Genomic DNA, 18,574 nt, shown 5'->3' with positions numbered 1-18,574 from the left:
TTCAGTGCGGGTGGCCGCAGACCGCGCAGCCTGGTTGACGCGGCAGCGCGATCTGGTTGAACGACAGGTCGCGTCCGTCGATCATCAGCAGCTGCCCGGTCAGGCGCGAACCCATGCCGCACATCAGCTTGAGCGCTTCGGCCGCCTGCATGGTGCCGACGATGCCCACCAGCGGCGCGAACACGCCCATGGTGGCGCAGCGCGTTTCTTCCACGTCGCTGGTTTCGGGGAACACGCAGGCGTAGCAGGGTGAGGCGCTGTCGCGCGGGTCGTACACGCTGAGCTGTCCGTCCATGCGGATCGCCGCGCCCGACACCAGCGGCACGCCGTGGCGCACGCAGGCGCGGTTGACCAGGTGGCGGGTGGCGAAGTTGTCGCAGCAGTCGATGACCACGTTCACGTCGGGCAGCAGCTGGTCGAGCAGGGCGTCGTCGGCACGTTGCACCAGCGCATTGACTTGTGGGTCGGGGTTGATGGCGGCAATCGCCGCCTTCACCGACTCGGCTTTGGCTTGCCCCACACGATCCAGGGTGTGCGCGATCTGCCGCTGCAGATTGGTTTCATCGACCACGTCGTGGTCCACCACGGTGATGCGGCCCACGCCGGCGCTGCCAAGGTAGAGCGCCACCGGCGAACCCAGGCCGCCCGCGCCGATCACCAGCGCGTGGGACGCCAGCAGCTGTTCCTGACCCTCAATGCCCAGCTCGTTGAGCAGGATGTGGCGCGAGTAGCGCAGGAGTTGCTGGTCGTCCAAGGCCGTGGTCCGTCGCTCTGCGATCAGTTGTCTTTCTTCTCTTCTTCGCGCTCGGTCTGCGTCTTGCTGACCAGCACCGGGCGACCCTTGAGCTTGTTCAGCGCCTGCTGCAGCTGGAAGTCTTTTTCACTGCCGAACTCGGGGATCAGGCGCTGGCCGGGGTTCTTCTTGGCCTCGTCTTCCAGGCGCTTGCGGGCGGTTTCGCGGTCTTGCTCACGCACCTGCTCGGCGGCGCGCTGGGCGTCGGTCATCGGGGTTTCGCCCGGCTTGGCTTCCTTGCCGTTGGTCAGGTGCTTGGTCAGGTCGGCTTCACGGGTGCGCAGCGCGGCAAACACATTGCCTTCCAGCGTCTCGTCGACCATCACGTCGGGCACGATGCCCTTGGCCTGGATCGACTTGCCGCCCGGCGTGTAATACCGCGCGGTGGTGAGCTTGAGGCCGGTGTCGGGACCGAGCGGGCGCACGGTCTGCACCGAGCCCTTGCCGAAGGTCTGGCTGCCCAGGATGGTGCCGCGCTTGTGGTCTTGCAGGGCACCGGCCACGATCTCGCTGGCCGAGGCGGAGCCTTCGTTGACCAGCACGACCATGGGCACGCTCTTCAATGCGCCCTTGGTGGCTTCGGTCAGGCGCTTGATCGGGTCGCTGCCACCGCGGCGCAGGTAGTGCTGGGGCGCGGCGGTGTAGACAAACTTGCTGTCGGCGAGCTGGCCGTTGGTCGAGACCACGGTCACGTTTTCCGGCAGGAAAGCGGCCGAGAGCGCCACGGCCGCGTCCAGCAGGCCGCCCGGGTCGTTGCGCAGGTCGAGCACCAAGCCCTTGATCTTCGGGTCGGCCTTGTACAGGTCTTCGACCTTCTTGGCGAAATCCTCGATGGTGCGGTCCTGGAACTGCGACACGCGAACCCAGGCGTAACCGGGCTCGACCATCTTGGTCTTCACGCTCTGGGTCTTGATCTCTTCACGGGTGATCGTGACGGGGAAGGTGCGGTTTTCGTCCTTGCGGAAGATGCTCAGCAGCACCTTGGTGCGCGGCTCGCCGCGCATGAGCTTCACCGCGTCGTTGATGCTCAGGCCCTTGACGGCGGTGTCGTCGATCTTGGTGATCAGGTCGCCCGACTTCAGGCCGGCCCGGAAGGCGGGCGAGTCTTCGATGGGCGAGACCACCTTGACCAGGCCGTCTTCCATGGTGATTTCAATGCCCACGCCGACGAAGCGGCCGCTGGTGCCTTCACGGAATTCCTTGAACGACTTCTTGTCGAAGTACTGGGAATGCGGGTCAAGGCTGGCGACCATGCCCGAAATGGCCTCGGAGATGAGCTTTTTCTCGTCCACTGGCTCCACATAGTCGCTCTTGACCATGCCGAACACGGCGGCGAGCTGCTGCAGTTCTTCCAGTGGCAAGGGGGCCAGCGAACCGCGGGCCACGGCCTGCATCTGCACCGTGGTCAGCGCCCCGGCCACCGCGCCCACGGCGATCCAGCCCGCGATCTTCAGCTTGTGACCCACTTGTTTGCCCATCGAAATACCCCAAAAAAGGACGCCAGCTGGGCGGTGACGTCACCGGGCTGGCAAATCAATATACACCTTGGAGCAAGGCCCCTCGATTCGGTTCCTTGCTATCGGCACACTCAGTGTTTGCCTTGAGCGGCGACCGCTGCGGCGGCCCTCGCGGCGGCTTCGGCGTCGCCCAGGTAGTAGCTCTTGATGGGCTTGAGATCGGCGTCGAGTTCGTAGACCAGCGGGATGCCGTTGGGGATGTTCAGGTTCACGATGTCGGCGTCGGAGATGCCGTCCAGGTACTTCACCATGGCGCGGATGCTGTTGCCATGGGCGGCGATCACCACCCGCTGGCCGCTGGTGATGGTGGGGGCGAGCACCTCGTTCCAGAACGGCATGACGCGGGCCACGGTGTCCTTCAGGCACTCGGTCAGCGGCACGGCATCGGCTGGCAGGCCAGCGTAGCGACGGTCGCTGCGCTCGCTGCGGGGATCGGTGGCCTCCAGGGCCGGTGGCGGCGTGTCGTAGCTGCGGCGCCAGATCAGCACCTGTTCGTCGCCGTACTGTTTGGCCATGTCGGTCTTGTTCAGCCCCTGCAGTCCGCCGTAGTGACGCTCGTTGAGGCGCCAGTCCTTGACCACCGGCAACCAGCTGCGGTCCATCTCGTCCATGGCGTACCAGAGCGTGTGGATGGCGCGCTTGAGCACGCTGGTGTAGGCCACGTCGAAGTCGTAACCCTCGGCCTTGAGCAGCTTGCCGGCCGACATGGCCTGCGAGACGCCGGTGGGCGTGAGATCCACATCGGTCCAGCCGGTGAAGCGGTTTTCGAGATTCCAGGTGGATTCGCCGTGGCGAATCAGGACGAGTTTGTACATGGGGTGGACGGGGCGTTGGGGACGAAAAACAGCGCGCGCTGGCGGGATGCCAGCGCGCGCCAGCCACACATTCTAAAATCCCAGGCTTAACTGGAAAGGTTGCCTGTGAGTTTCTTTATCGACAATTGGATGCTGCTGCTGGTGGCGTTGAGCTCTGGCGCCATGCTGATGTGGCCTGCGCTGGCCTCGGGTGGTGGTGGCGGCGCTGCCGGTGTCACGCCGGCCGAGGTGGTGCAGCTGATGAACCGTGAGAAGGCGGTGGTGGTGGACATTGGCGGGGCCGACGAGTTTGCGGCGGGCCACGTGGTGGGGGCGAAACACCTGCCGTTGGGCGAGCTGGAGGCCAAACTGACCGGCGCCGTGAAAAACAAGGCCACGCCGGTGGTGCTGGTCTGTGCCTCGGGCATGCGTTCCAAGCGCGCCGTGGCGATCGCCAAGAAGCTGGGCTACGAGAATGCCCGCTCGCTGAATGGTGGCATGGGCGCCTGGCGCTCCGCCAACCTGCCGGTGGAGAAGTGATCCCCCCTGCGCCGCTGCGCGGCTTCCCCCCAGGGGGGCCACGCCTTTGGACCGGCGGAGCCGGATCTTCGGCGTGTGCTGTGCTTCGGTCTCACGCTCCGGTCCTGTTTTGTCTGAATGAGGAGTCGCCAATTGGCCCGCGTCAAAATTTATTCCAGTGACTACTGCCCTTATTGCAGCCGTGCCAAGGCCTTGCTGCAGCAGCGTGGTGTGACCGACTATGAAGAAATCGTGGTCGATGGCAAGCCCGAGCTGCGCGCCCGGATGACCCAGCTCACCGGTCGCACCAGCGTGCCGCAGATCTTCGTGGGCGAGACCCATGTGGGTGGCTGCGACGACCTGCACGCCCTGGACCGCAGCGGGGGACTTGTGCCCCTTCTGCAGGCCTGATTTCCCCGGTGGCGTTGCTGAGATAATCGCCGCCAAAGCCCGCTGCGGGACCCCGTCCCCTGGCGGGTTTCTGCCTTTTCACTTTTTCAGAAAGCTCTTATGGCCGACCAAGATCCCATCTTCCAGATCCAGCGCGTTTACCTCAAGGAAGCCTCGCTGGAGCAGCCCAACTCCCCGGCCATCCTGCTGGAGCAGGAGCAGCCCTCGGTGGACATCCAGCTGGGCGTGGAAGCCAATCCCGTGGCCGACGGTGTGTACGAGATCTGCGTGACCGCCACCGTGCAGACCAAGATCAAGGACAAGACCGTGTTCCTGGTCGAAGCCAAGCAGGCCGGCATCTTCGAGATCCGCCACCTGCCACAGGACCAGATGGGCCCGATCATGGGCATCGCCTGCCCGCAGATCGTCTACCCCTACCTGCGCGGCAACGTGGCCGACCTGATCCAGCGCGGGGGTTTCCCGCCCGTGCACCTGGCCGAAATCAATTTCCAGGCCATGTACGAGCAGCAGCAGGCCCAGGCGGCCGAAGACGCTCCGCGCATCGTCACGCAGTAAGTCTGTTTGGCGTCCCCGTCGATGAACATCGTGGTGCTCGGCGCGGGTGCCTGGGGCACCGCCCTGGCCATCAGCGCGGCCAGTCATCCAGGTCAACCGCACCGGGTCAGTCTGTGGGCGCGCGATGCGGCACAGGTGGCCGCCATGCGCGCAGACGGAGAGAACCGCCGCTATTTGCCCGGTGTTGCCTTGCCCTCTGGCCTCACGCTGGCCGGTGACGACGGGCACTGGCCGTCGGGCCTGCTCAAGACTTCCGACCTGGTGGTGATCGCCACGCCCATGGCGGCGTTGCGGGCCATGTTGGAGCGGCTCGCGAACGTGCAAGCGCCAGTGGCCTGGCTGTGCAAGGGGTTTGAGGCCGCGGCGGCCGGGAGCGATGCGCCCGGGCTGTTGGGCCATGAAATTCGCGCGCAAGTCGCGCCAAGCCTTCGGGCGGGCGTGCTCAGTGGGCCCAGCTTCGCGCAGGAAGTGGCGCGTGGCCAACCCACCGCGCTGGTGGCGGCCAGCGAACACGCCGGCGTGCGCGATGCGCTGGTGTCGGCGTTCCACGGCCCTTTGCTGCGGGTTTACGCCAATGAAGACAGCGTGGGTGTCGAGGTGGGGGGCGCGGTGAAAAATGTGCTCGCCATCGCCACCGGTCTGTGTGACGGCCTGCAACTCGGCCTCAACGCGCGTGCCGCGCTCATCACGCGCGGCCTGGCCGAAATGACGCGGCTCGGACTCGCCCTGGGCGCCCGTGCCGACACGTTCATGGGGCTCTCCGGGCTGGGCGACCTCGTGCTCACCGCCACCGGCGACCTGTCCCGCAACCGCAAGGTGGGTCAGCTGCTGGCCCAGGGCATGACACTGAGCGAGGCGGTGGACTCGCTGGGCCATGTGGCCGAAGGCGTGTACAGCGCACGCACGGTGGTGCACCGAGCCCACCTACTGGGCGTGGACATGCCGATCAGCGAAGGGGTGGTGGCGCTGCTCGATGGACAACTGAAACCCGAACAAGCCGTGGCCGCCTTGATGGGGCGCGATCCGAAAGAAGAGGCGCTGTAGCCGGGCGGCTGTCGAGCCAATTGCGCGTCCGGCGTGGGGTGTTTTCACCCCAGGATGCGGTGGAACCGGCTTCGCCGGGCCAATCGCATCGCCCCCTTGAGGGCGTGACGGGCGAAGCCCGGCGCGGGGGAGGGCCTATCTACACCTCGAAGTTGTCGATCAGGCGCGTGCGTCCCAACCGGGCTGCGCCCAGCACCACCAGCGATTGAGGGGCCAGCGCGTCGGCCGTCTTCGGCAACTGCAGATCGGCTCGACGCCGCACCGTCAGGTAATCGGGCTGCCAGCCTCGCAGCGCCAGCGCGCGCATGGCGCGGGCCTCCAGCCCCTCCAGCTGTTCGGGCATGGCGCCCGCTGCGGCCAGGGCGTCGCGGGCCAGCGCGCGCAATGCCAGCGACAGTTGCACCGCCTCGGCGCGTTCGGCCTCGCTCAGGTAGCCGTTGCGCGAACTCAACGCCAGGCCATCGGCGGCGCGCTGCGTCTCGCCCGCGATGATCTCGACCGGCATGCCGAACTGCTGCACCATGCGCCGGATCACCATCTGCTGCTGGTAGTCCTTCTTGCCAAACAGCGCATGGCGTGGCCCCTTGGCTTCGGAAAACACGCACTGGAACAGCTTCATCACCACGGTGCACACACCGATGAAAAAGCCCGGGCGGAAATGCCCTTCCAGGATGTCGGCCAGATCGGCCGGTGGCTGGATCTTGTAGCCCTGCGGTTCGGGGTAGAGCTCCTTCTCGGCCGGCGCAAACACGATGTCGCAGCCCGCTTTTTCCAGGCGGTCGCAGTCTGCCTGCAGCGTGCGCGGGTAGGTGTCGAAATCTTCGTGGGGCGCAAACTGCAGGCGGTTGACGAAGATGCTGGACACCGTCACATCACCCAGCGGCTGTGCCGTGTGCACCAGGTCCAGATGCCCCTCGTGCAGGTTGCCCATGGTCGGCACAAAAGCCGGCGAGTTGAACGGCCGCAGCGCGGAGCGGAGGTCTTGGATGGTGTGGACGAGTTGCATAGGAGCGATGGGAAGTCTTGTCGAGGGGCGCCGCGGAACCGGCTTTGCCGGGCCGCCAGCGCCGCCCCCTTGAGAGGGTAGCGCCGAAGGCGCTGCGGAGGTGATCCAGCTACCAGGCGTGCAGCGTGTCGTCGGGGAAGCTGCCGTCTTTCACCGCCGCGACGTAGGCGGCCATCGCCTCGCGCACGCTGCTGGCACCGTCCATGAAATTGCGCACGAACTTCGGGTTCTTGCCGAGGTTGATGCCCAGCATGTCGTGCATCACCAGCACCTGGCCGGCCGTGCCTTTGCCCGCCCCGATGCCGATGGTGTGGCAGGTCTTGAGTTCGTTGGTGATCTCCGTGGACACGGTGGCGGGCACCATCTCGAGCACCATCATGGTGGCGCCCGCGTCCTGCAGTTCGGCGGCATGGCGTCTCAAGACCAGGGCGGCGGCGTCGCCGCGACCCTGCACCCGGTAGCCACCCAGCGCGTGAACGGTCTGGGGGGTGAGGCCCAGGTGGGCGCACACCGGGATGCCGCGCTCGACCAGGAAACGCACGGTGTCGGCCGTCCAGCCGCCGCCTTCGAGTTTGACCATGTGGGCGCCGGCCTGCATCAGCACCGAGGCGCTGCGCAGCGCCTGTTCCTTGCTCTCGTGGTAGCTGCCAAAGGGCAGATCGCCAATCACCCAGGCCGTGGCCTGCACGCGCAGCATGCCGCGCACCACGCTTTCGGTGTGGTACCTCATGGTCTCCAGGCTCACCCCCACGGTGCTGGAAAGCCCCTGGCAGACCATGCCCAGCGAGTCGCCCACCAGGATGCATTCCACGCCGGCCGCATCGGCCACGGCGGCGAAGGTCGCGTCGTAGGCGGTCAGCATGGTGATCTTCTCGCCGCGGTCGCGCATTTCCTGCAATCGCGGCAGGCTCACCGGCTTGCGTTGCGGCAAGGGCGACGCCGAGGGCAGGGTGCCGTAGGGCGTACCGGTGGCGGGCTGGGCGGTGGGCTGGCTCATGGTGATGTCCCCTCGGCAGGTGGTCGGAATGGGGCGGACTATAGTCCATCCCGTGTGCCCCTTCCCGTTATGCTTCTGCCCATGAAACACCTGTCAGATTTCACCGCCGCCGACCTGGTCGAACTCGCCCGCAGCGACGTGGCCCGAGCCTTGGCCGAAGATGTGGGCACCGGTGACCTCACGGCGGCTCTCGTGGACCGCTCGCGAACTGCCCGTGCACGCATCCTCGCGCGCGAACCGGCCGTGATCTGTGGCGAACCCTGGGTCGAGGCCGCTGTGCTGGCGTGTGACCCCTCGGCGCGGCTGACCTGGCACGTGGGTGAGGGCCAACGCTGTGCGACCGATCAGGTGGTGCTGGAGATCGAAGGCAAAGCACAGGCGCTGTTGACCGCCGAGCGCACCGCGCTCAACTTCCTGCAGCTGCTCTCGGCGGTGGCCACGAAGACGGCGGTGTTCGTCGATGCCGTCCAGGGCACGCGCGCGGCCATCGTGGACACACGCAAGACCCTTCCCGGCCTGCGGCTCGCGCAGAAGTACGCGGTGAAAACCGGTGGAGGCGTGAACCACCGCATCGGCCTTTACGACGCGGTGCTGATCAAGGAAAACCACATCGCCGCTGCCGGTGGTGTGGGCGCTGTGTTGAAGCGGGTGCAGGACACCGCCCCTCAGGCGCATTTCGTCGAGATCGAGGTCGAGACCCTGGCGCAGCTGGATGAAGCGCTGGATTGCGGGGCGCAGATGGTGCTGCTGGACAACATGGACATCCCCATGCTGCAGGAAGCCGTGCGCCGCAACGCGGGCCGGGCGATTCTGGAGATCTCCGGGGGTGTGAACCTGCAGACGGTGCGGGCCCTGGCAGAGACCGGGGTGGACCGCATCTCCATTGGGGCCTTGACCAAGGACGTCAAGGCCATCGATTTTTCCATGCGGATGAATTGAACACCCCCGCCGTGCTTCGCCAGACCTCCTCGAGAGGCAGTGCGATGCGGCCCGGAAAAGCTGGGATCAAAGCGTTCTGGGTTCGGGCATTTCGCTCTGAGTTTTTGGAGTTTTCATCATGAGCAACGAAGCCATCATCGACGTCGAATACGAGCAGCCGGCCTGCCCGACGAAACACGCCTGGGCGCGGGTGCCGGTGGAACCCGGCCCGAAGCAGCGCGCCGAGCTCAAGGAGCGCATCCGTGCCTTGCTCAAGGAGCGCAACGCGGTGATGGTGTCGCACTACTACGTACACCCCGACCTGCAGGACCTGGCGGTCGAGACCGGTGGCATCGTCAGCGATTCACTGGAGATGGCGCGCTTTGGGCGCGACCACGCAGCGCAGACGCTGGTGGTCTCGGGCGTGCGTTTCATGGGCGAGACCGCGAAAATCCTGAGCCCGGAGAAAACCGTGCTCATGCCCGATCTGGACGCCAATTGCTCGCTCGACCTGGGCTGTCCCATCGACGAATTCAGCGCGTTCTGTGATGCCCACCCCGACCGCACCGTGGTGGTCTATGCCAACACCAGCGCCGCAGTGAAGGCGCGTTCCGACTGGCTCGTCACGTCCAGCTGCGCACTCGACATCGTGCGCGCCCTCAAGGACAAGGGACACAAAATCCTGTGGGCGCCCGACAAGCACCTGGGTGGCTACATCCAGCGCGAAACCGGCGCCGACATGCTGATGTGGAACGGCTCGTGCATCGTGCACGACGAGTTCAAGGCCTTCGAGCTGGAAGCGCTGAAAAGGGAACACCCAAAGGCCAAGGTGCTGGTGCACCCGGAAAGCCCGGCCGATGTGGTGGCGCTGGCCGACGCCGTGGGGTCAACCTCGGCCATTCTGAAAGCCGCGCGCGAACTGGACTCGAACGAGTTCATCGTCGCCACCGACAACGGCATGATGCACATGCTGCGCCAGCAGAACCCTGGCAAGGTGTTCATCGAGGCGCCCACGGCGGGCAACAGCGCCACGTGCAAGAGCTGCGCGCACTGCCCCTGGATGGCCATGAACGGGCTGGCCGGTGTGGCGCAGGTGCTGGAAAAGGGCCTGAACCAGATCCACGTGGACCCGGCACTGATCCCGCGGGCGCGCCAGCCCATCGACCGCATGCTGGCATTCACCGCCGCGTTGCGCAGCGGCCAAAACGCCGGCGCGCTGGTGCCGAACATCGGCGCAGCCTGAACGCTTTCGGTGGTGCCAAAAGCGAAAAAGCCCGCTGGCAGCGGGCTTTTTCGTGGGCGCCTGAAGTTCAGAGCGGCACTTTTTTCAGCATTTCCAGGCCGACCTTGCCTTCGGCGATTTCGCGCAGGGCGGTCACGCCAGGCTTGTTCTTGCTGTCGATCTTGGGCGCATGGCCCTGGCTCAGCATGCGGGCGCGGTAGGTCGCGGCCAGCACGAGCTGAAAGCGGTTGGGGATTTTTTCCAGACAGTCTTCGACGGTGATGCGTGCCATGTGCGGGCCTCGGTAAATGCGGTGGGGTTCAGAGGATGTTGAGCGCTTTGAAGGTATCGCTGCGGGCGATACGCTGGGCGGCGAACTTGAGCCGCTGGGCATGGACGATGGCCTTGAGGTCAAACAGGGCCCGCTCGAACAACTCGTTGATTATAACGAAGTCGAATTCTTTGGCGTGCGTCAGCTCGTGGGCGGCGTTCTGTAGCCGGACTTCAATGACCTCGGCGCTGTCCTCGGCGCGGCGCTCCAGCCGGGAGCGAAGCTCCTCCCAGCTCGGGGGCAGGATGAAGATCAGCACGGCGTTCGGGAAAATGCGTTTGACCTGGATCGCGCCCTGGAAATCGATCTCTAGCACCACATCCGCCCCTTGGGCCATGCGCTGTTCGATGGCCTGCTTGGACGTGCCATAGCGGTTGCCATGTACCAGCGCCCACTCCAGAAAACCGTCCTGCAACACCATCTGGTCGAAGGTCTCACGGCTCACGAAGTAGTACTCGCGCCCGTGCAGCTCCTGGCCGCGCGGGGGGCGCGTGGTGTGCGAGACCGATGGCACGACGCGTGCGTCGAGCTCCATCAATGCCTTCACCAGACTGGATTTACCGGCCCCACTCGGGGCGGCGACGACAAACAGGTTTCCGGGGTATTCCATGGAATGGCTTATTCGATGTTCTGGACTTGTTCGCGCATCTGTTCGATCAAGACCTTCATGTCGACCGAAATGCGGGTCAGTTCCAGACTGGAGGATTTGGAGCCCATGGTGTTGGCTTCGCGGTGCAGTTCCTGGATCAGGAAGTCCAGCCGTTTGCCGACCTCGCTGCCTTTCTTGATCAGGCGCTCGATTTCTTCCAGGTGGGAGTCCAGGCGGGTCAACTCTTCGGCCACATCGATCCGGATGGCGAAGGCCGTGGCTTCGGTGAGGGCCCGGTCCTGAACGGTGTCGCTGGTGAGGGTGTTGGCGGTGCCACCGGCCGTGGCGCTGGCGCTCAGCGCCTCGTTCCAGCGGTCGATGAACCGCTGGCGTTGTTGCGCGACCAGCTGGGGAATCAGCGGTTGCGCGTCCCGCGCCAGCTGGCGCAGCTGTTTCAGGCGGTCCAGCAGCATGTCTGCCAGGCGCTTGCCCTCGCGCTCCCGGGCGGCGACAAAGCCGTCCAGCGTGGTGCGGGCCAGCTCCATCAGGTGCTCATGCAGTCCGCCTGGCAGGGCTTGCTGGCGCGACGTCAACTGCAGCACCTCGGCGACCGAGAGCGGTGCGGCTTTCGGGCACCAGGCCTGGATGCTGTCCTGCAGACCCACCAGGCGTTGCAGGTCGGCCACGGAAGGTGGACGCACGGCCCCGTCCGAGCGGCCTTCGATCCAGGCGCGGACTTCCACCTTGCCGCGCTTGAGGCGCGCACCGAGCAGGTCGCGCAGGGCGGGCTCGGTGCCACGCAGGTCGTCCGACAGTTTGAAAGTGAGGTCGAGGAAGCGGCTGTTGACCGAGCGGATTTCCATGCCGAGACCCGGCTGGGCCTCACCGGTGTTGGCGGCCTGAGGGCCGCCCGACTGGGCTGTGGCGTAGCCGGTCATGCTGTAAACTGCCATTGGACTGGGGCCCGATCCGAGTGAATGGTCCAAAACGAGGCGTTCCGGAAACCACCCGAATTATGTCAAAGGTCAAACCTGCTTCCTTGCCCCCGGATACCGTCATCGGCGGCTACCGCATTGTGCGCAAGCTGGCGGCGGGGGGATTCGGTGTGGTGTACCTTGCTGTGGATACCGAAGGCCAGCAAGTGGCAGTGAAGGAGTACCTGCCTTCTTCACTGGCCAGTCGGGGACCGGGTGAGTTGCTGCCCCAGGTGCAGCCCGAGAAGCTTTCCCTTTATCGCCTGGGTCTGAAGAGTTTCTTCGAAGAAGGCCGTGCTTTGGCCCAGATCTCCCACCAGTCGGTGGTGAGCGTGCTCAATTTCTTCCGCGAAAACGAGACCGTCTACATGGTGATGAACTACCTGGAGGGATCTTCCCTGCAGGAGTTCATCATCACCGCGCGCGAGCTGAAAAAGCAGAAGGTCTTCCGTGAATCGACCATCCGCTCGTTGTACGACGAGGTCTTGCGGGGGCTGCGCATCGTGCACCAGCACAAGATGCTGCACCTGGACATCAAACCCGCCAACATCTTCGTGACCGATGACAACCGAGCGGTGCTGATCGACTTCGGTGCAGCGCGCGAGGTACTGAGCAAGGAAGGCAACTTCATCCGTCCCATGTACACGCCCGGCTTTGCGGCGCCCGAGATGTACCGGCGCGATTCGAGCATGGGCCCATGGACGGACATCTATGCCATCGGTGCCTGCATCTACGCCAGCATGCAGGGCTATCCGCCCAACGACGCACCGCAGCGGCTGGAGAAAGACCGGCTGTCGCTCGCACTCTCCCGCTTGCGCGGTGTCTATTCCGACAACCTGATCGAGGTGGTGGAATGGTGCATGTCGCTCGATCCGCTCTCCCGCCCGCAGTCGGTGTTTGCCTTGCAGAAAGAACTCAGCCGGGAGACCGAGCGCAGCTACACCAAACTGACCGTGGCCGAGAAGATGCGACTGCAGTTTGACAACATCGTCTCCGACAACAAGAAATCACCGCGCAAGTCGACCGTGGCCGGCACGAAATTCAAATGAAGTTTTCGGTCTACCAGATCAGCCGTCAGGGAGGTCGTGAGCGCAACGAAGACCGGATGGGCTATGCCTACACGCGCGAGTCCGGGTTGTTCGTGCTGGCCGACGGCATGGGGGGACATCCCGAGGGGGCGATGGCGGCCCAGCTGGCGTTGCAGACGCTTTCTGCCTATTTCCAGAAGGCCGCCAACCCGACGGTGCGCGAGGTGCCCGAGTTCCTCTCCAGCGCGTTGATGGCGGCCCACCACCAGATCATTCGCTACGCTGCCGAAAAAGGCATGCTCGACACGCCTCGGACGACGCTCGTGGCGGCCGTGATGGAGCGGGGCAACATGCACTGGGTCCATTGTGGTGACTCGCGCCTCTACCTGGTCCGCAACGGTGAGCTGCTCACCCGCACCCGGGATCACTCCTACATGGAGCAGCAGGCCCACCTGGGTCGGGCCACGTCGCACATCAATCGCAACATTTTGTTCACTTGCCTGGGCTCACCGGCGAAACCGGTGTTTGACCTGTCCGGTCCGGTGCAACTGCAGCAAGGCGACCGCGTGTTGCTGTGTTCCGATGGTTTGTGGGGCACAGTAAAAGACTTTGAAATCGCCTCCGAGCTGACCAACCAGTCGCTGGAGCATGCCGTTCCTGATCTGGTGGAAATGGCACTCAAACGCGGGGGGCCACGCTGCGACAACGTCACGGTGCTGGCGATGGAGTGGGAAACGCCGGGCGAGTACCAGACCACGCGCATATCCACCGAAGACATTGAAGACGGCGTGTTTGCTTCCACGATCCAGTCGGGCGTGCCAGATTCGACCATCGAAGACATGGACGATGAGGCGATCGAGCGCTCCATCGCCGAAATCAACGAAGCGATCCGGCGCACCGCTGAAAAGAATTCCTGAGGACGGGCTTCCCCGCGCCGCCTTCGGCGTCACGCCACCGGGGGCCGTGCGAAACGGGTTTCCGCCGCCTTCTCAGTTGAGCGCCTGTCGCACCCCGTACCCCCATTCTTTTGAATCACCCAACCTGAGGTTTCCATGACTGTTTCTTCCCGACCCGGCCAACGGGCTGCCGACGCCCTTCGCCCGGTCAAGATCACCCGCAGCTACACCATCCACGCTGAAGGATCGGTGCTGATCGAATTCGGCAACACCAAAGTGCTGTGCACCGCTTCGGTGGAAGAAAAAGTGCCTCCGCACAAGAAGGGCAGCGGGGAAGGCTGGGTGACGGCGGAATACGGCATGCTGCCGCGCGCCACCCACACCCGCAGCAGCCGCGAGGCGGCCAAAGGCAAACAGAGTGGGCGCACCCAGGAGATCCAGCGCCTGATCGGTCGTTCGCTGCGCGCCGTGTTCGACCTGAAGGCGCTGGGTGAGCGCACCATTTCGCTCGACTGCGACGTGCTGCAGGCCGACGGCGGCACGCGCACCGCCAGCATCACCGGCGCCTTCGTGGCGGCGCAAGACGCGGTGAACAAGCTGCTGGCCGAAGGCAAGATCACCGTCTCGCCGATCAAGGGACCTGTGGCTGCCATTTCGGTGGGCCTTCTGGACGGCCAGCCGCTGCTCGACCTGGAGTACGTGGAAGACTCGGTCTGCGACACCGACATGAACGTGGTGATGACCGGCGCCGGACATTATGTGGAAGTGCAGGGCACCGCCGAGGGCGTGGCCTTCACGCGTGCGGAGATGGACGCGTTGCTGGCGCTGGCCGAAAAGGGCATCGGCGAACTGGTGGTGCTGCAGAAGCAATCCCTCGGATCATGAGGCACCCACGCTCGTCACTTCGTGCGATGGCGACCCCCTTCGGAGGCGCGGTCTTGTTTGGGGCGGCGGTTCGCCGCGACCGCTCATGAAGCTGGTGCTCGCCTCCAACAACAAGGGCAAGCTGTTTGAATTGCAGGCGCTGTTCGCGCCGCTCGGTGTCGAACTGGTGCGCCAGTCCGAGCTGGGCATTCCCGAAGCGCCCGAGCCTCACCGCACCTTCATCGAAAACGCGCTCGCCAAGGCGCGCCACGCGGCGCAGGTGAGCGGCCTGCCTGCCCTGGCCGACGACGCCGGGTTGTGTGTGGAGGCCTTCGGTGGTTTGCCGGGCGTGGACACCGCCTACTATGCGACGCAGTTTGGCTATCCCAAGGGCGATGACCACAATGTGCGCGCCTTGCTGGAGCAGATGAACGGTGTGAGCGACCGGCGCGCGGCGCTGGTGAGCACGCTGGTGGCGGTGCGCAGCGCCGACGACCCGGAGCCACTGGTGGCCTCGGGCCGGGCGCCGGGACTGATCACGCGCGAGCCCATCGGCGACAAGGGTTTCGGTTTCGACCCCGTGATGTTCCTGCCGCAGTTCGGTTGCACCTTTGCCCAGTTGAGCGACGAAAAGAAGAACGCCAACAGCCACCGTGGCAAAGCCGCCCAGCAGATGCTGGAGCTCATGCGCACGCGCTGGTTTCAACCACCCGAAGCATGAGCGACACACCCCACTGGAGCGACATCCGCCACTGGATGCGCCCCGGCACGCTGCAACTGCAGGGCCTGCCGCCGCTCTCGCTCTACATCCACCTGCCCTGGTGCCTGAAGAAGTGCCCGTACTGCGATTTCAATTCGCACGAATGGAGCGCCACGTCCGCGCCCGGTCAGTCCATGCCGGAGCAGGCCTACCTGGATGCACTGCGTGCCGACCTGGAGGCGGCACTGCCGCTGATCTGGGGTCGGCAGGTGCACAGCGTCTTCATCGGCGGCGGCACGCCGAGCCTGTTTTCGCCAGAGGCCATTGACCGCCTGCTGGGCGATGTGCGTGCGCTGCTGAAGCTGGATGCCGATGCCGAGATCACGCTCGAAGCCAACCCGGGCACGTTCGAGAAGGACCGCTTCAAGGCCTTTCGCGCGGCGGGCGTCACGCGCCTGTCCATCGGCGTGCAGAGCTTCAACGACGCGCACCTGAAGGCGCTGGGTCGCGTGCACGACCGGGCGCAGGCCATGGCTGCGGTGGAAGAGGCGGCGCAGGCGTTTGACACCTTCAACCTCGACATCATGTATGCGCTGCCGGGGCAGACGCTGGCGCAGTGCGAAGACGACATCCGCACCGCGCTCTCGTTCCAGCCGCCGCACATCTCGATCTACCACCTGACCATCGAACCCAACACGGTGTTCGCCAAGTTCCCGCCCCAGGTGCCGGAAGACGATGACGCCTACGCCATGCTCGACCGCATCACCGAGCTGACGGCCGAGCAGGGCCTGGGGCGCTATGAGGTGTCGGCCTATGCGCGAGCGGGTCACCGGTGCTGGCACAACCTGAACTACTGGCAGTTTGGCGACTACCTGGGCATTGGCGCCGGCGCACACAGCAAACTGAGTTTCGCCCACCGCGTGGTGCGCCAGGTGCGCGCGCGCGAACCGCGCCTGTACATGGACAAGGCGCGCGCGGGCGATGCGGTGGTGAGCGTGGAAGAGGTGACGCGCAAGGAGTTGCCGTTCGAGTACATGCTCAACGCGCTGCGCCTGCGCCACGGCTTCGAGTTGCAGCAGTTCACGGACCGGACCGGCTTGCCGCTCTCCAGCATCCAGCCCGCGCTGGACCAGGCCGTGCAGAAGGGCCTGATCGAATCGGCAGGCGGTGTGGTGACCCCGACCGAACGGGGTTTCGATTTTCTCAGCGACCTGCAGGGCCTGTTCCTGTCGAACTGACCGGCGTCCATCGCGGCGCCTGTGCCCTGAAAGCAAAAACCCGGCGCGAGGCCGGGTTTGCTGTTCTTGGCGGAGAGCCAGGGATTCGAACCCTGGAACCCTTGCGGGTTGCCGGTTTTCAAGACCGGTGCAATCGACCACTCTGCCAGCTCTCCAAGGCGTCGATTGTAAGTGAGAGCGGTGTGCCGCCCGGCATTCAGACCACGGCGTCGACGGGCTGCAGCAGCATGCCGCGCTGTTCGATGAAGCGCACCACCTCGTCCAGGCCCGAGAGCGTTTTCAGGTTGGTCATCACCCAGGGGCGGCGTGCGCTGTCGGGCCGCATGCGGGCGGTGTCGGCTTTCATCACCTCCAGGTCGGCGCCTACATGGGGCGCGAGATCGGTCTTGTTGATGACGAAGAGGTCGCTCTTGGTGATGCCGGGGCCGCCCTTGCGCGGAATTTTTTCGCCCGCCGCGACGTCGATCACGTAGATGGTGAGGTCGGAGAGTTCCGGGCTGAAGGTGGCGGCCAGGTTGTCGCCGCCGCTTTCGACAAACACGATGTCCGCATTGGGGTGTTCGCCCAGCATGCGGTCGATGGCTTCGAGGTTGATGGAGCAGTCTTCGCGGATCGCGGTGTGCGGGCAGCCGCCGGTTTCCACGCCCATGATGCGGTCGGCGGGCAGTGCGCCGCTGACCGTGAGCAGGCGCTGGTCTTCCTTGGTGTAGATGTCGTTGGTGATGGCGATCAGGTCGTACTTCTCGCGCATGGCCTTGCACAACATTTCCAGCAGCGTGGTTTTGCCGGAGCCGACGGGTCCACCGATGCCCACGCGCAGCGGAGGCAGGTGTTTGGTGCGGTTCGGGATGTGGTGCAGGGCGCTCATGGTCTTGTCTCCGGGGCTTCAGGAACGGAACAGGCGGGAGTATTGGGTTTCGTGTCGCGCCGACAGGATGGCCAGCCCGGGTGTGAAGGCCTGGCGCTCCGCGTCTTCCAGTGCCAGGGCGTGGTCCGCCGCAGCGGGGATTTCGCGCGCCAGGCGCGCGAGCATGCGTTGCCCCGCGCTTTGGCCCAGGGGCACGGATTTGATGGCCGCCTGCACCATGTTCTCGGCCCAGCCGAAGGCAAAGCCGAGCAGGCTGTCGCGTGTGCTGGCGCCGCTGCGGGCCACGGCGCAGGCCATGGCCACCGGGTAGCTGGGCGGGTTCAGGCCGGCGGCCAGCAACTGTTCGAACACGCCCGCGCCGAGTTCGCCCAGCGAACGCGCCCACTCCAGCATCGAGCGGCCCATCTGCTCGGTCTGCAGGCGAAACTCGTGCGTCTCGCGCGTGCTCAGTACCCAGGTGTTGAGCTGCTGGATGCGGGGCACGTCGCCCGCCTGCCAGGCGGGAATGGCCTGCGCCACCACGGCCAGGTCGCAGCGCGCCAGGCCCAGGTGCAACTGGTCGATCAGCCAGCCGGCGGCGCTGGCTTCGTCGCTCACCAGCCCGGCGTCAATGGCCGCCTCCAGCCCTTCGGAATACGAGAAACCGCCCACCGGCAGCGCCGGCGAGGCCAGCCACAGGAGGTGCAGCAGGCCGCCGGCCGCGCGCGCGGGCGGTTCAGCCGTGGTCATGGTCATGGTGACCGTGGCCCGCGTGGCCGTGCCCGTGGTCATGACCACCATGGGCATGCGCATGACCATGGTGGGCGTGTCCACCCGCCGGTGCGCTGCCGTGCGCTGTGTAGGCGCCCCCTTCAGGCTCGAAGGCCTCTCGCACCTCGGCCACGTTCAGGTGCATGGCGCGCAGCATGTCGGCCAGCACGTGGTCGGGCTCGATCTTGAGGTGATCGGGCTTCAGCTCGATGGGCACGTGGCGGTTGCCCAGGTGGTAGGCGGCACGCATCAGGTCAAACGCGCCGTCGTGGTCATGGCCGTGACCGTGGTCGGTGCAGGCAGTGATTTTCAGCACGGCTTGCGGGGCTGCCACGACGCGCAGCAGGGAACCGTCTTGCGTGATCAGCACGTCGCCACCCCGGACGACGGTGCCCCGCGGCAGAAACACCCCCACGCTGCGGCCATTGGAGGCGGTGGCGTCGAAGCGGCTTTTCTGGCGCACATCCCAGTCCAGCTCCAGGTGCGCGGCGCGGCGCACCAGCGCCGGCGCGAGACCCTGGCCTTGGGGGATGAGCTTGGAAACTTGAAGCATGAAAAGA

General features: G+C 65.5%; 22 protein-coding genes and 1 tRNA gene. 11 read left to right on the top strand and 12 right to left on the bottom strand.

All coding sequences use genetic code 11. The annotated features are described in order from the left end of the window. Position 1: 1 nt before the first annotated feature. The 3 genes from IM738_RS16960 to gpmA all read right to left on the bottom strand — a co-directional run bounded on the left by IM738_RS16960 (position 2) and on the right by gpmA (position 3,125). Positions 2 to 754, bottom strand: a complete 753-nt coding sequence (locus tag IM738_RS16960; RefSeq protein WP_236962231.1) for a HesA/MoeB/ThiF family protein — start codon at positions 752 to 754, stop codon at positions 2 to 4. Positions 755 to 777: 23 nt separating this feature from the next. Next, positions 778 to 2,259 (bottom strand): S41 family peptidase, encoded by a 1,482-nt coding sequence (locus IM738_RS16955; RefSeq protein WP_236966344.1) that lies wholly within the window; start codon positions 2,257 to 2,259, stop codon positions 778 to 780. 122 nt (positions 2,260 to 2,381) lie between these two features. After that, positions 2,382 to 3,125: a 2,3-diphosphoglycerate-dependent phosphoglycerate mutase gene (gpmA, locus tag IM738_RS16950; protein WP_236962230.1), complete on the bottom strand. Its 744-nt coding sequence runs from the start codon at positions 3,123 to 3,125 to the stop codon at positions 2,382 to 2,384. A 105-nt stretch (positions 3,126 to 3,230) separates the two neighbouring features. On the opposite strand from gpmA, the gene IM738_RS16945 reads away from it, so the two are divergent. The 4 genes from IM738_RS16945 to IM738_RS16930 all read left to right on the top strand — a co-directional run bounded on the left by IM738_RS16945 (position 3,231) and on the right by IM738_RS16930 (position 5,633). Next, positions 3,231 to 3,644, top strand: a complete 414-nt coding sequence (locus IM738_RS16945) for a rhodanese-like domain-containing protein (protein ID WP_236962229.1) — start codon at positions 3,231 to 3,233, stop codon at positions 3,642 to 3,644. Between the two features lie 132 nt (positions 3,645 to 3,776). Beyond that, the gene (gene grxC / locus IM738_RS16940; protein WP_236962228.1) at positions 3,777 to 4,034 is read left to right on the top strand and encodes a glutaredoxin 3; all 258 of its coding nucleotides are present in this window, start codon (positions 3,777 to 3,779) and stop codon (positions 4,032 to 4,034) included. Positions 4,035 to 4,133: 99 nt separating this feature from the next. Beyond that, on the top strand, positions 4,134 to 4,589 hold the full coding sequence (secB, locus tag IM738_RS16935; RefSeq protein ID WP_236962227.1) for a protein-export chaperone SecB: 456 nt from the start codon (positions 4,134 to 4,136) through the stop codon (positions 4,587 to 4,589). 21 nt (positions 4,590 to 4,610) lie between these two features. Further along, positions 4,611 to 5,633 carry an NAD(P)H-dependent glycerol-3-phosphate dehydrogenase gene (locus tag IM738_RS16930; RefSeq protein WP_236962226.1) on the top strand — a complete coding sequence of 341 codons (1,023 nt, stop codon included), beginning with the start codon at positions 4,611 to 4,613 and terminating at the stop codon, positions 5,631 to 5,633. A 139-nt stretch (positions 5,634 to 5,772) separates the two neighbouring features. Here the strand turns inward: IM738_RS16930 and panC are convergent, their stop codons facing one another. Beyond that, the gene (gene panC / locus IM738_RS16925) at positions 5,773 to 6,639 is read right to left on the bottom strand and encodes a pantoate--beta-alanine ligase (RefSeq protein ID WP_236962225.1); all 867 of its coding nucleotides are present in this window, start codon (positions 6,637 to 6,639) and stop codon (positions 5,773 to 5,775) included. A 109-nt stretch (positions 6,640 to 6,748) separates the two neighbouring features. Then, positions 6,749 to 7,636, bottom strand: a complete 888-nt coding sequence (gene panB / locus IM738_RS16920; RefSeq protein ID WP_236962224.1) for a 3-methyl-2-oxobutanoate hydroxymethyltransferase — start codon at positions 7,634 to 7,636, stop codon at positions 6,749 to 6,751. Positions 7,637 to 7,717: 81 nt separating this feature from the next. Here panB and nadC point away from each other — a divergent pair, with 81 nt between their 5' ends. Both nadC and nadA read left to right on the top strand, forming a co-directional pair. Next, positions 7,718 to 8,575 carry a carboxylating nicotinate-nucleotide diphosphorylase gene (gene nadC / locus IM738_RS16915; protein ID WP_236962223.1) on the top strand — a complete coding sequence of 286 codons (858 nt, stop codon included), beginning with the start codon at positions 7,718 to 7,720 and terminating at the stop codon, positions 8,573 to 8,575. A 118-nt stretch (positions 8,576 to 8,693) separates the two neighbouring features. Next, positions 8,694 to 9,797 carry a quinolinate synthase NadA gene (nadA, locus tag IM738_RS16910; RefSeq protein WP_236962222.1) on the top strand — a complete coding sequence of 368 codons (1,104 nt, stop codon included), beginning with the start codon at positions 8,694 to 8,696 and terminating at the stop codon, positions 9,795 to 9,797. Positions 9,798 to 9,864: 67 nt separating this feature from the next. Here nadA and rpoZ read toward each other — a convergent pair whose 3' ends face one another. Genes rpoZ through IM738_RS16895 form a run of 3 tightly spaced genes read right to left on the bottom strand, consistent with a single transcriptional unit; the run spans position 9,865 to position 11,649 of the window. After that, positions 9,865 to 10,068, bottom strand: a complete 204-nt coding sequence (rpoZ, locus tag IM738_RS16905; RefSeq protein WP_236962221.1) for a DNA-directed RNA polymerase subunit omega — start codon at positions 10,066 to 10,068, stop codon at positions 9,865 to 9,867. 28 nt (positions 10,069 to 10,096) lie between these two features. Continuing rightward, the gene (gmk, locus tag IM738_RS16900) at positions 10,097 to 10,717 is read right to left on the bottom strand and encodes a guanylate kinase (RefSeq protein ID WP_236962220.1); all 621 of its coding nucleotides are present in this window, start codon (positions 10,715 to 10,717) and stop codon (positions 10,097 to 10,099) included. Between the two features lie 8 nt (positions 10,718 to 10,725). Further along, a complete protein-coding gene (locus tag IM738_RS16895; RefSeq protein ID WP_236962219.1) occupies positions 10,726 to 11,649 on the bottom strand; it encodes a YicC/YloC family endoribonuclease in 924 nt (307 codons plus the stop codon). A 62-nt stretch (positions 11,650 to 11,711) separates the two neighbouring features. Between IM738_RS16895 and IM738_RS16890 the strand changes: the two genes are divergently transcribed. The 5 genes from IM738_RS16890 to hemW all read left to right on the top strand — a co-directional run bounded on the left by IM738_RS16890 (position 11,712) and on the right by hemW (position 16,396). Then, on the top strand, positions 11,712 to 12,719 hold the full coding sequence (locus tag IM738_RS16890; protein ID WP_077334863.1) for a serine/threonine protein kinase: 1,008 nt from the start codon (positions 11,712 to 11,714) through the stop codon (positions 12,717 to 12,719). Continuing rightward, a complete protein-coding gene (locus IM738_RS16885) occupies positions 12,716 to 13,615 on the top strand; it encodes a PP2C family protein-serine/threonine phosphatase (protein WP_236962218.1) in 900 nt (299 codons plus the stop codon). Before IM738_RS16890 ends, IM738_RS16885 begins: the two co-directional genes overlap by 4 nt. 135 nt (positions 13,616 to 13,750) lie before the next feature. Then, positions 13,751 to 14,479 (top strand): ribonuclease PH, encoded by a 729-nt coding sequence (gene rph / locus IM738_RS16880; RefSeq protein WP_236962217.1) that lies wholly within the window; start codon positions 13,751 to 13,753, stop codon positions 14,477 to 14,479. Positions 14,480 to 14,564: 85 nt separating this feature from the next. Beyond that, positions 14,565 to 15,179: an RdgB/HAM1 family non-canonical purine NTP pyrophosphatase gene (rdgB, locus tag IM738_RS16875; protein ID WP_236962216.1), complete on the top strand. Its 615-nt coding sequence runs from the start codon at positions 14,565 to 14,567 to the stop codon at positions 15,177 to 15,179. Then, complete coding sequence (hemW, locus tag IM738_RS16870) at positions 15,176 to 16,396, top strand: radical SAM family heme chaperone HemW (RefSeq protein ID WP_236962214.1); 1,221 nt, start codon at positions 15,176 to 15,178, stop codon at positions 16,394 to 16,396. Before rdgB ends, hemW begins: the two co-directional genes overlap by 4 nt. Positions 16,397 to 16,463: 67 nt before the next feature. On the opposite strand, the gene IM738_RS16865 is transcribed toward hemW, so the two are convergent. From IM738_RS16865 to ureE, 4 genes are all read right to left on the bottom strand, one after another. After that, positions 16,464 to 16,551: transfer RNA gene (locus IM738_RS16865), tRNA-Ser, on the bottom strand. A gap of 41 nt (positions 16,552 to 16,592) precedes the next feature. Continuing rightward, the gene (ureG, locus tag IM738_RS16860) at positions 16,593 to 17,264 is read right to left on the bottom strand and encodes an urease accessory protein UreG (protein WP_236962212.1); all 672 of its coding nucleotides are present in this window, start codon (positions 17,262 to 17,264) and stop codon (positions 16,593 to 16,595) included. Positions 17,265 to 17,282: 18 nt separating this feature from the next. Next, a complete protein-coding gene (locus IM738_RS16855) occupies positions 17,283 to 17,993 on the bottom strand; it encodes an urease accessory protein UreF (protein ID WP_236966343.1) in 711 nt (236 codons plus the stop codon). Continuing rightward, on the bottom strand, positions 17,980 to 18,567 hold the full coding sequence (gene ureE / locus IM738_RS16850) for an urease accessory protein UreE (RefSeq protein ID WP_272907671.1): 588 nt from the start codon (positions 18,565 to 18,567) through the stop codon (positions 17,980 to 17,982). Before ureE ends, IM738_RS16855 begins: the two co-directional genes overlap by 14 nt. Positions 18,568 to 18,574: the final 7 nt, after the last annotated feature.

It is taken from the genome of Hydrogenophaga sp. SL48, assembly GCF_021729865.1.
Lineage (GTDB): Bacteria > Pseudomonadota > Gammaproteobacteria > Burkholderiales > Burkholderiaceae_C > Hydrogenophaga.
Note: the sequence above shows the minus strand (reverse complement) of the source record. Positions and strands in the feature narration are given on the sequence as shown.

Excerpts from the sequence above, each read along its gene's own strand:
- secB (WP_236962227.1), top strand. The coding sequence starts at position 4,134 with ATGGCCGACCAAGATCCCATCTTCCAGATCCAGCGCGTTTACCTCAAG.
- rpoZ (WP_236962221.1), bottom strand. The coding sequence starts at position 10,068 with ATGGCACGCATCACCGTCGAAGACTGTCTGGAAAAAATCCCCAACCGC.
- rph (WP_236962217.1), top strand. The coding sequence starts at position 13,751 with ATGACTGTTTCTTCCCGACCCGGCCAACGGGCTGCCGACGCCCTTCGC.
- gmk (WP_236962220.1), bottom strand. The coding sequence starts at position 10,717 with ATGGAATACCCCGGAAACCTGTTTGTCGTCGCCGCCCCGAGTGGGGCC.
- ureE (WP_272907671.1), bottom strand. The coding sequence starts at position 18,567 with ATGCTTCAAGTTTCCAAGCTCATCCCCCAAGGCCAGGGTCTCGCGCCG.
- IM738_RS16885 (WP_236962218.1), top strand. The coding sequence starts at position 12,716 with ATGAAGTTTTCGGTCTACCAGATCAGCCGTCAGGGAGGTCGTGAGCGC.
- IM738_RS16895 (WP_236962219.1), bottom strand. The coding sequence starts at position 11,649 with ATGGCAGTTTACAGCATGACCGGCTACGCCACAGCCCAGTCGGGCGGC.
- IM738_RS16890 (WP_077334863.1), top strand. The coding sequence starts at position 11,712 with ATGTCAAAGGTCAAACCTGCTTCCTTGCCCCCGGATACCGTCATCGGC.
- IM738_RS16930 (WP_236962226.1), top strand. The coding sequence starts at position 4,611 with ATGAACATCGTGGTGCTCGGCGCGGGTGCCTGGGGCACCGCCCTGGCC.
- nadA (WP_236962222.1), top strand. The coding sequence starts at position 8,694 with ATGAGCAACGAAGCCATCATCGACGTCGAATACGAGCAGCCGGCCTGC.
- IM738_RS16855 (WP_236966343.1), bottom strand. The coding sequence starts at position 17,993 with ATGACCACGGCTGAACCGCCCGCGCGCGCGGCCGGCGGCCTGCTGCAC.
- nadC (WP_236962223.1), top strand. The coding sequence starts at position 7,718 with ATGAAACACCTGTCAGATTTCACCGCCGCCGACCTGGTCGAACTCGCC.
- panB (WP_236962224.1), bottom strand. The coding sequence starts at position 7,636 with ATGAGCCAGCCCACCGCCCAGCCCGCCACCGGTACGCCCTACGGCACC.
- rdgB (WP_236962216.1), top strand. The coding sequence starts at position 14,565 with ATGAAGCTGGTGCTCGCCTCCAACAACAAGGGCAAGCTGTTTGAATTG.
- hemW (WP_236962214.1), top strand. The coding sequence starts at position 15,176 with ATGAGCGACACACCCCACTGGAGCGACATCCGCCACTGGATGCGCCCC.
- panC (WP_236962225.1), bottom strand. The coding sequence starts at position 6,639 with ATGCAACTCGTCCACACCATCCAAGACCTCCGCTCCGCGCTGCGGCCG.
- gpmA (WP_236962230.1), bottom strand. The coding sequence starts at position 3,125 with ATGTACAAACTCGTCCTGATTCGCCACGGCGAATCCACCTGGAATCTC.
- ureG (WP_236962212.1), bottom strand. The coding sequence starts at position 17,264 with ATGAGCGCCCTGCACCACATCCCGAACCGCACCAAACACCTGCCTCCG.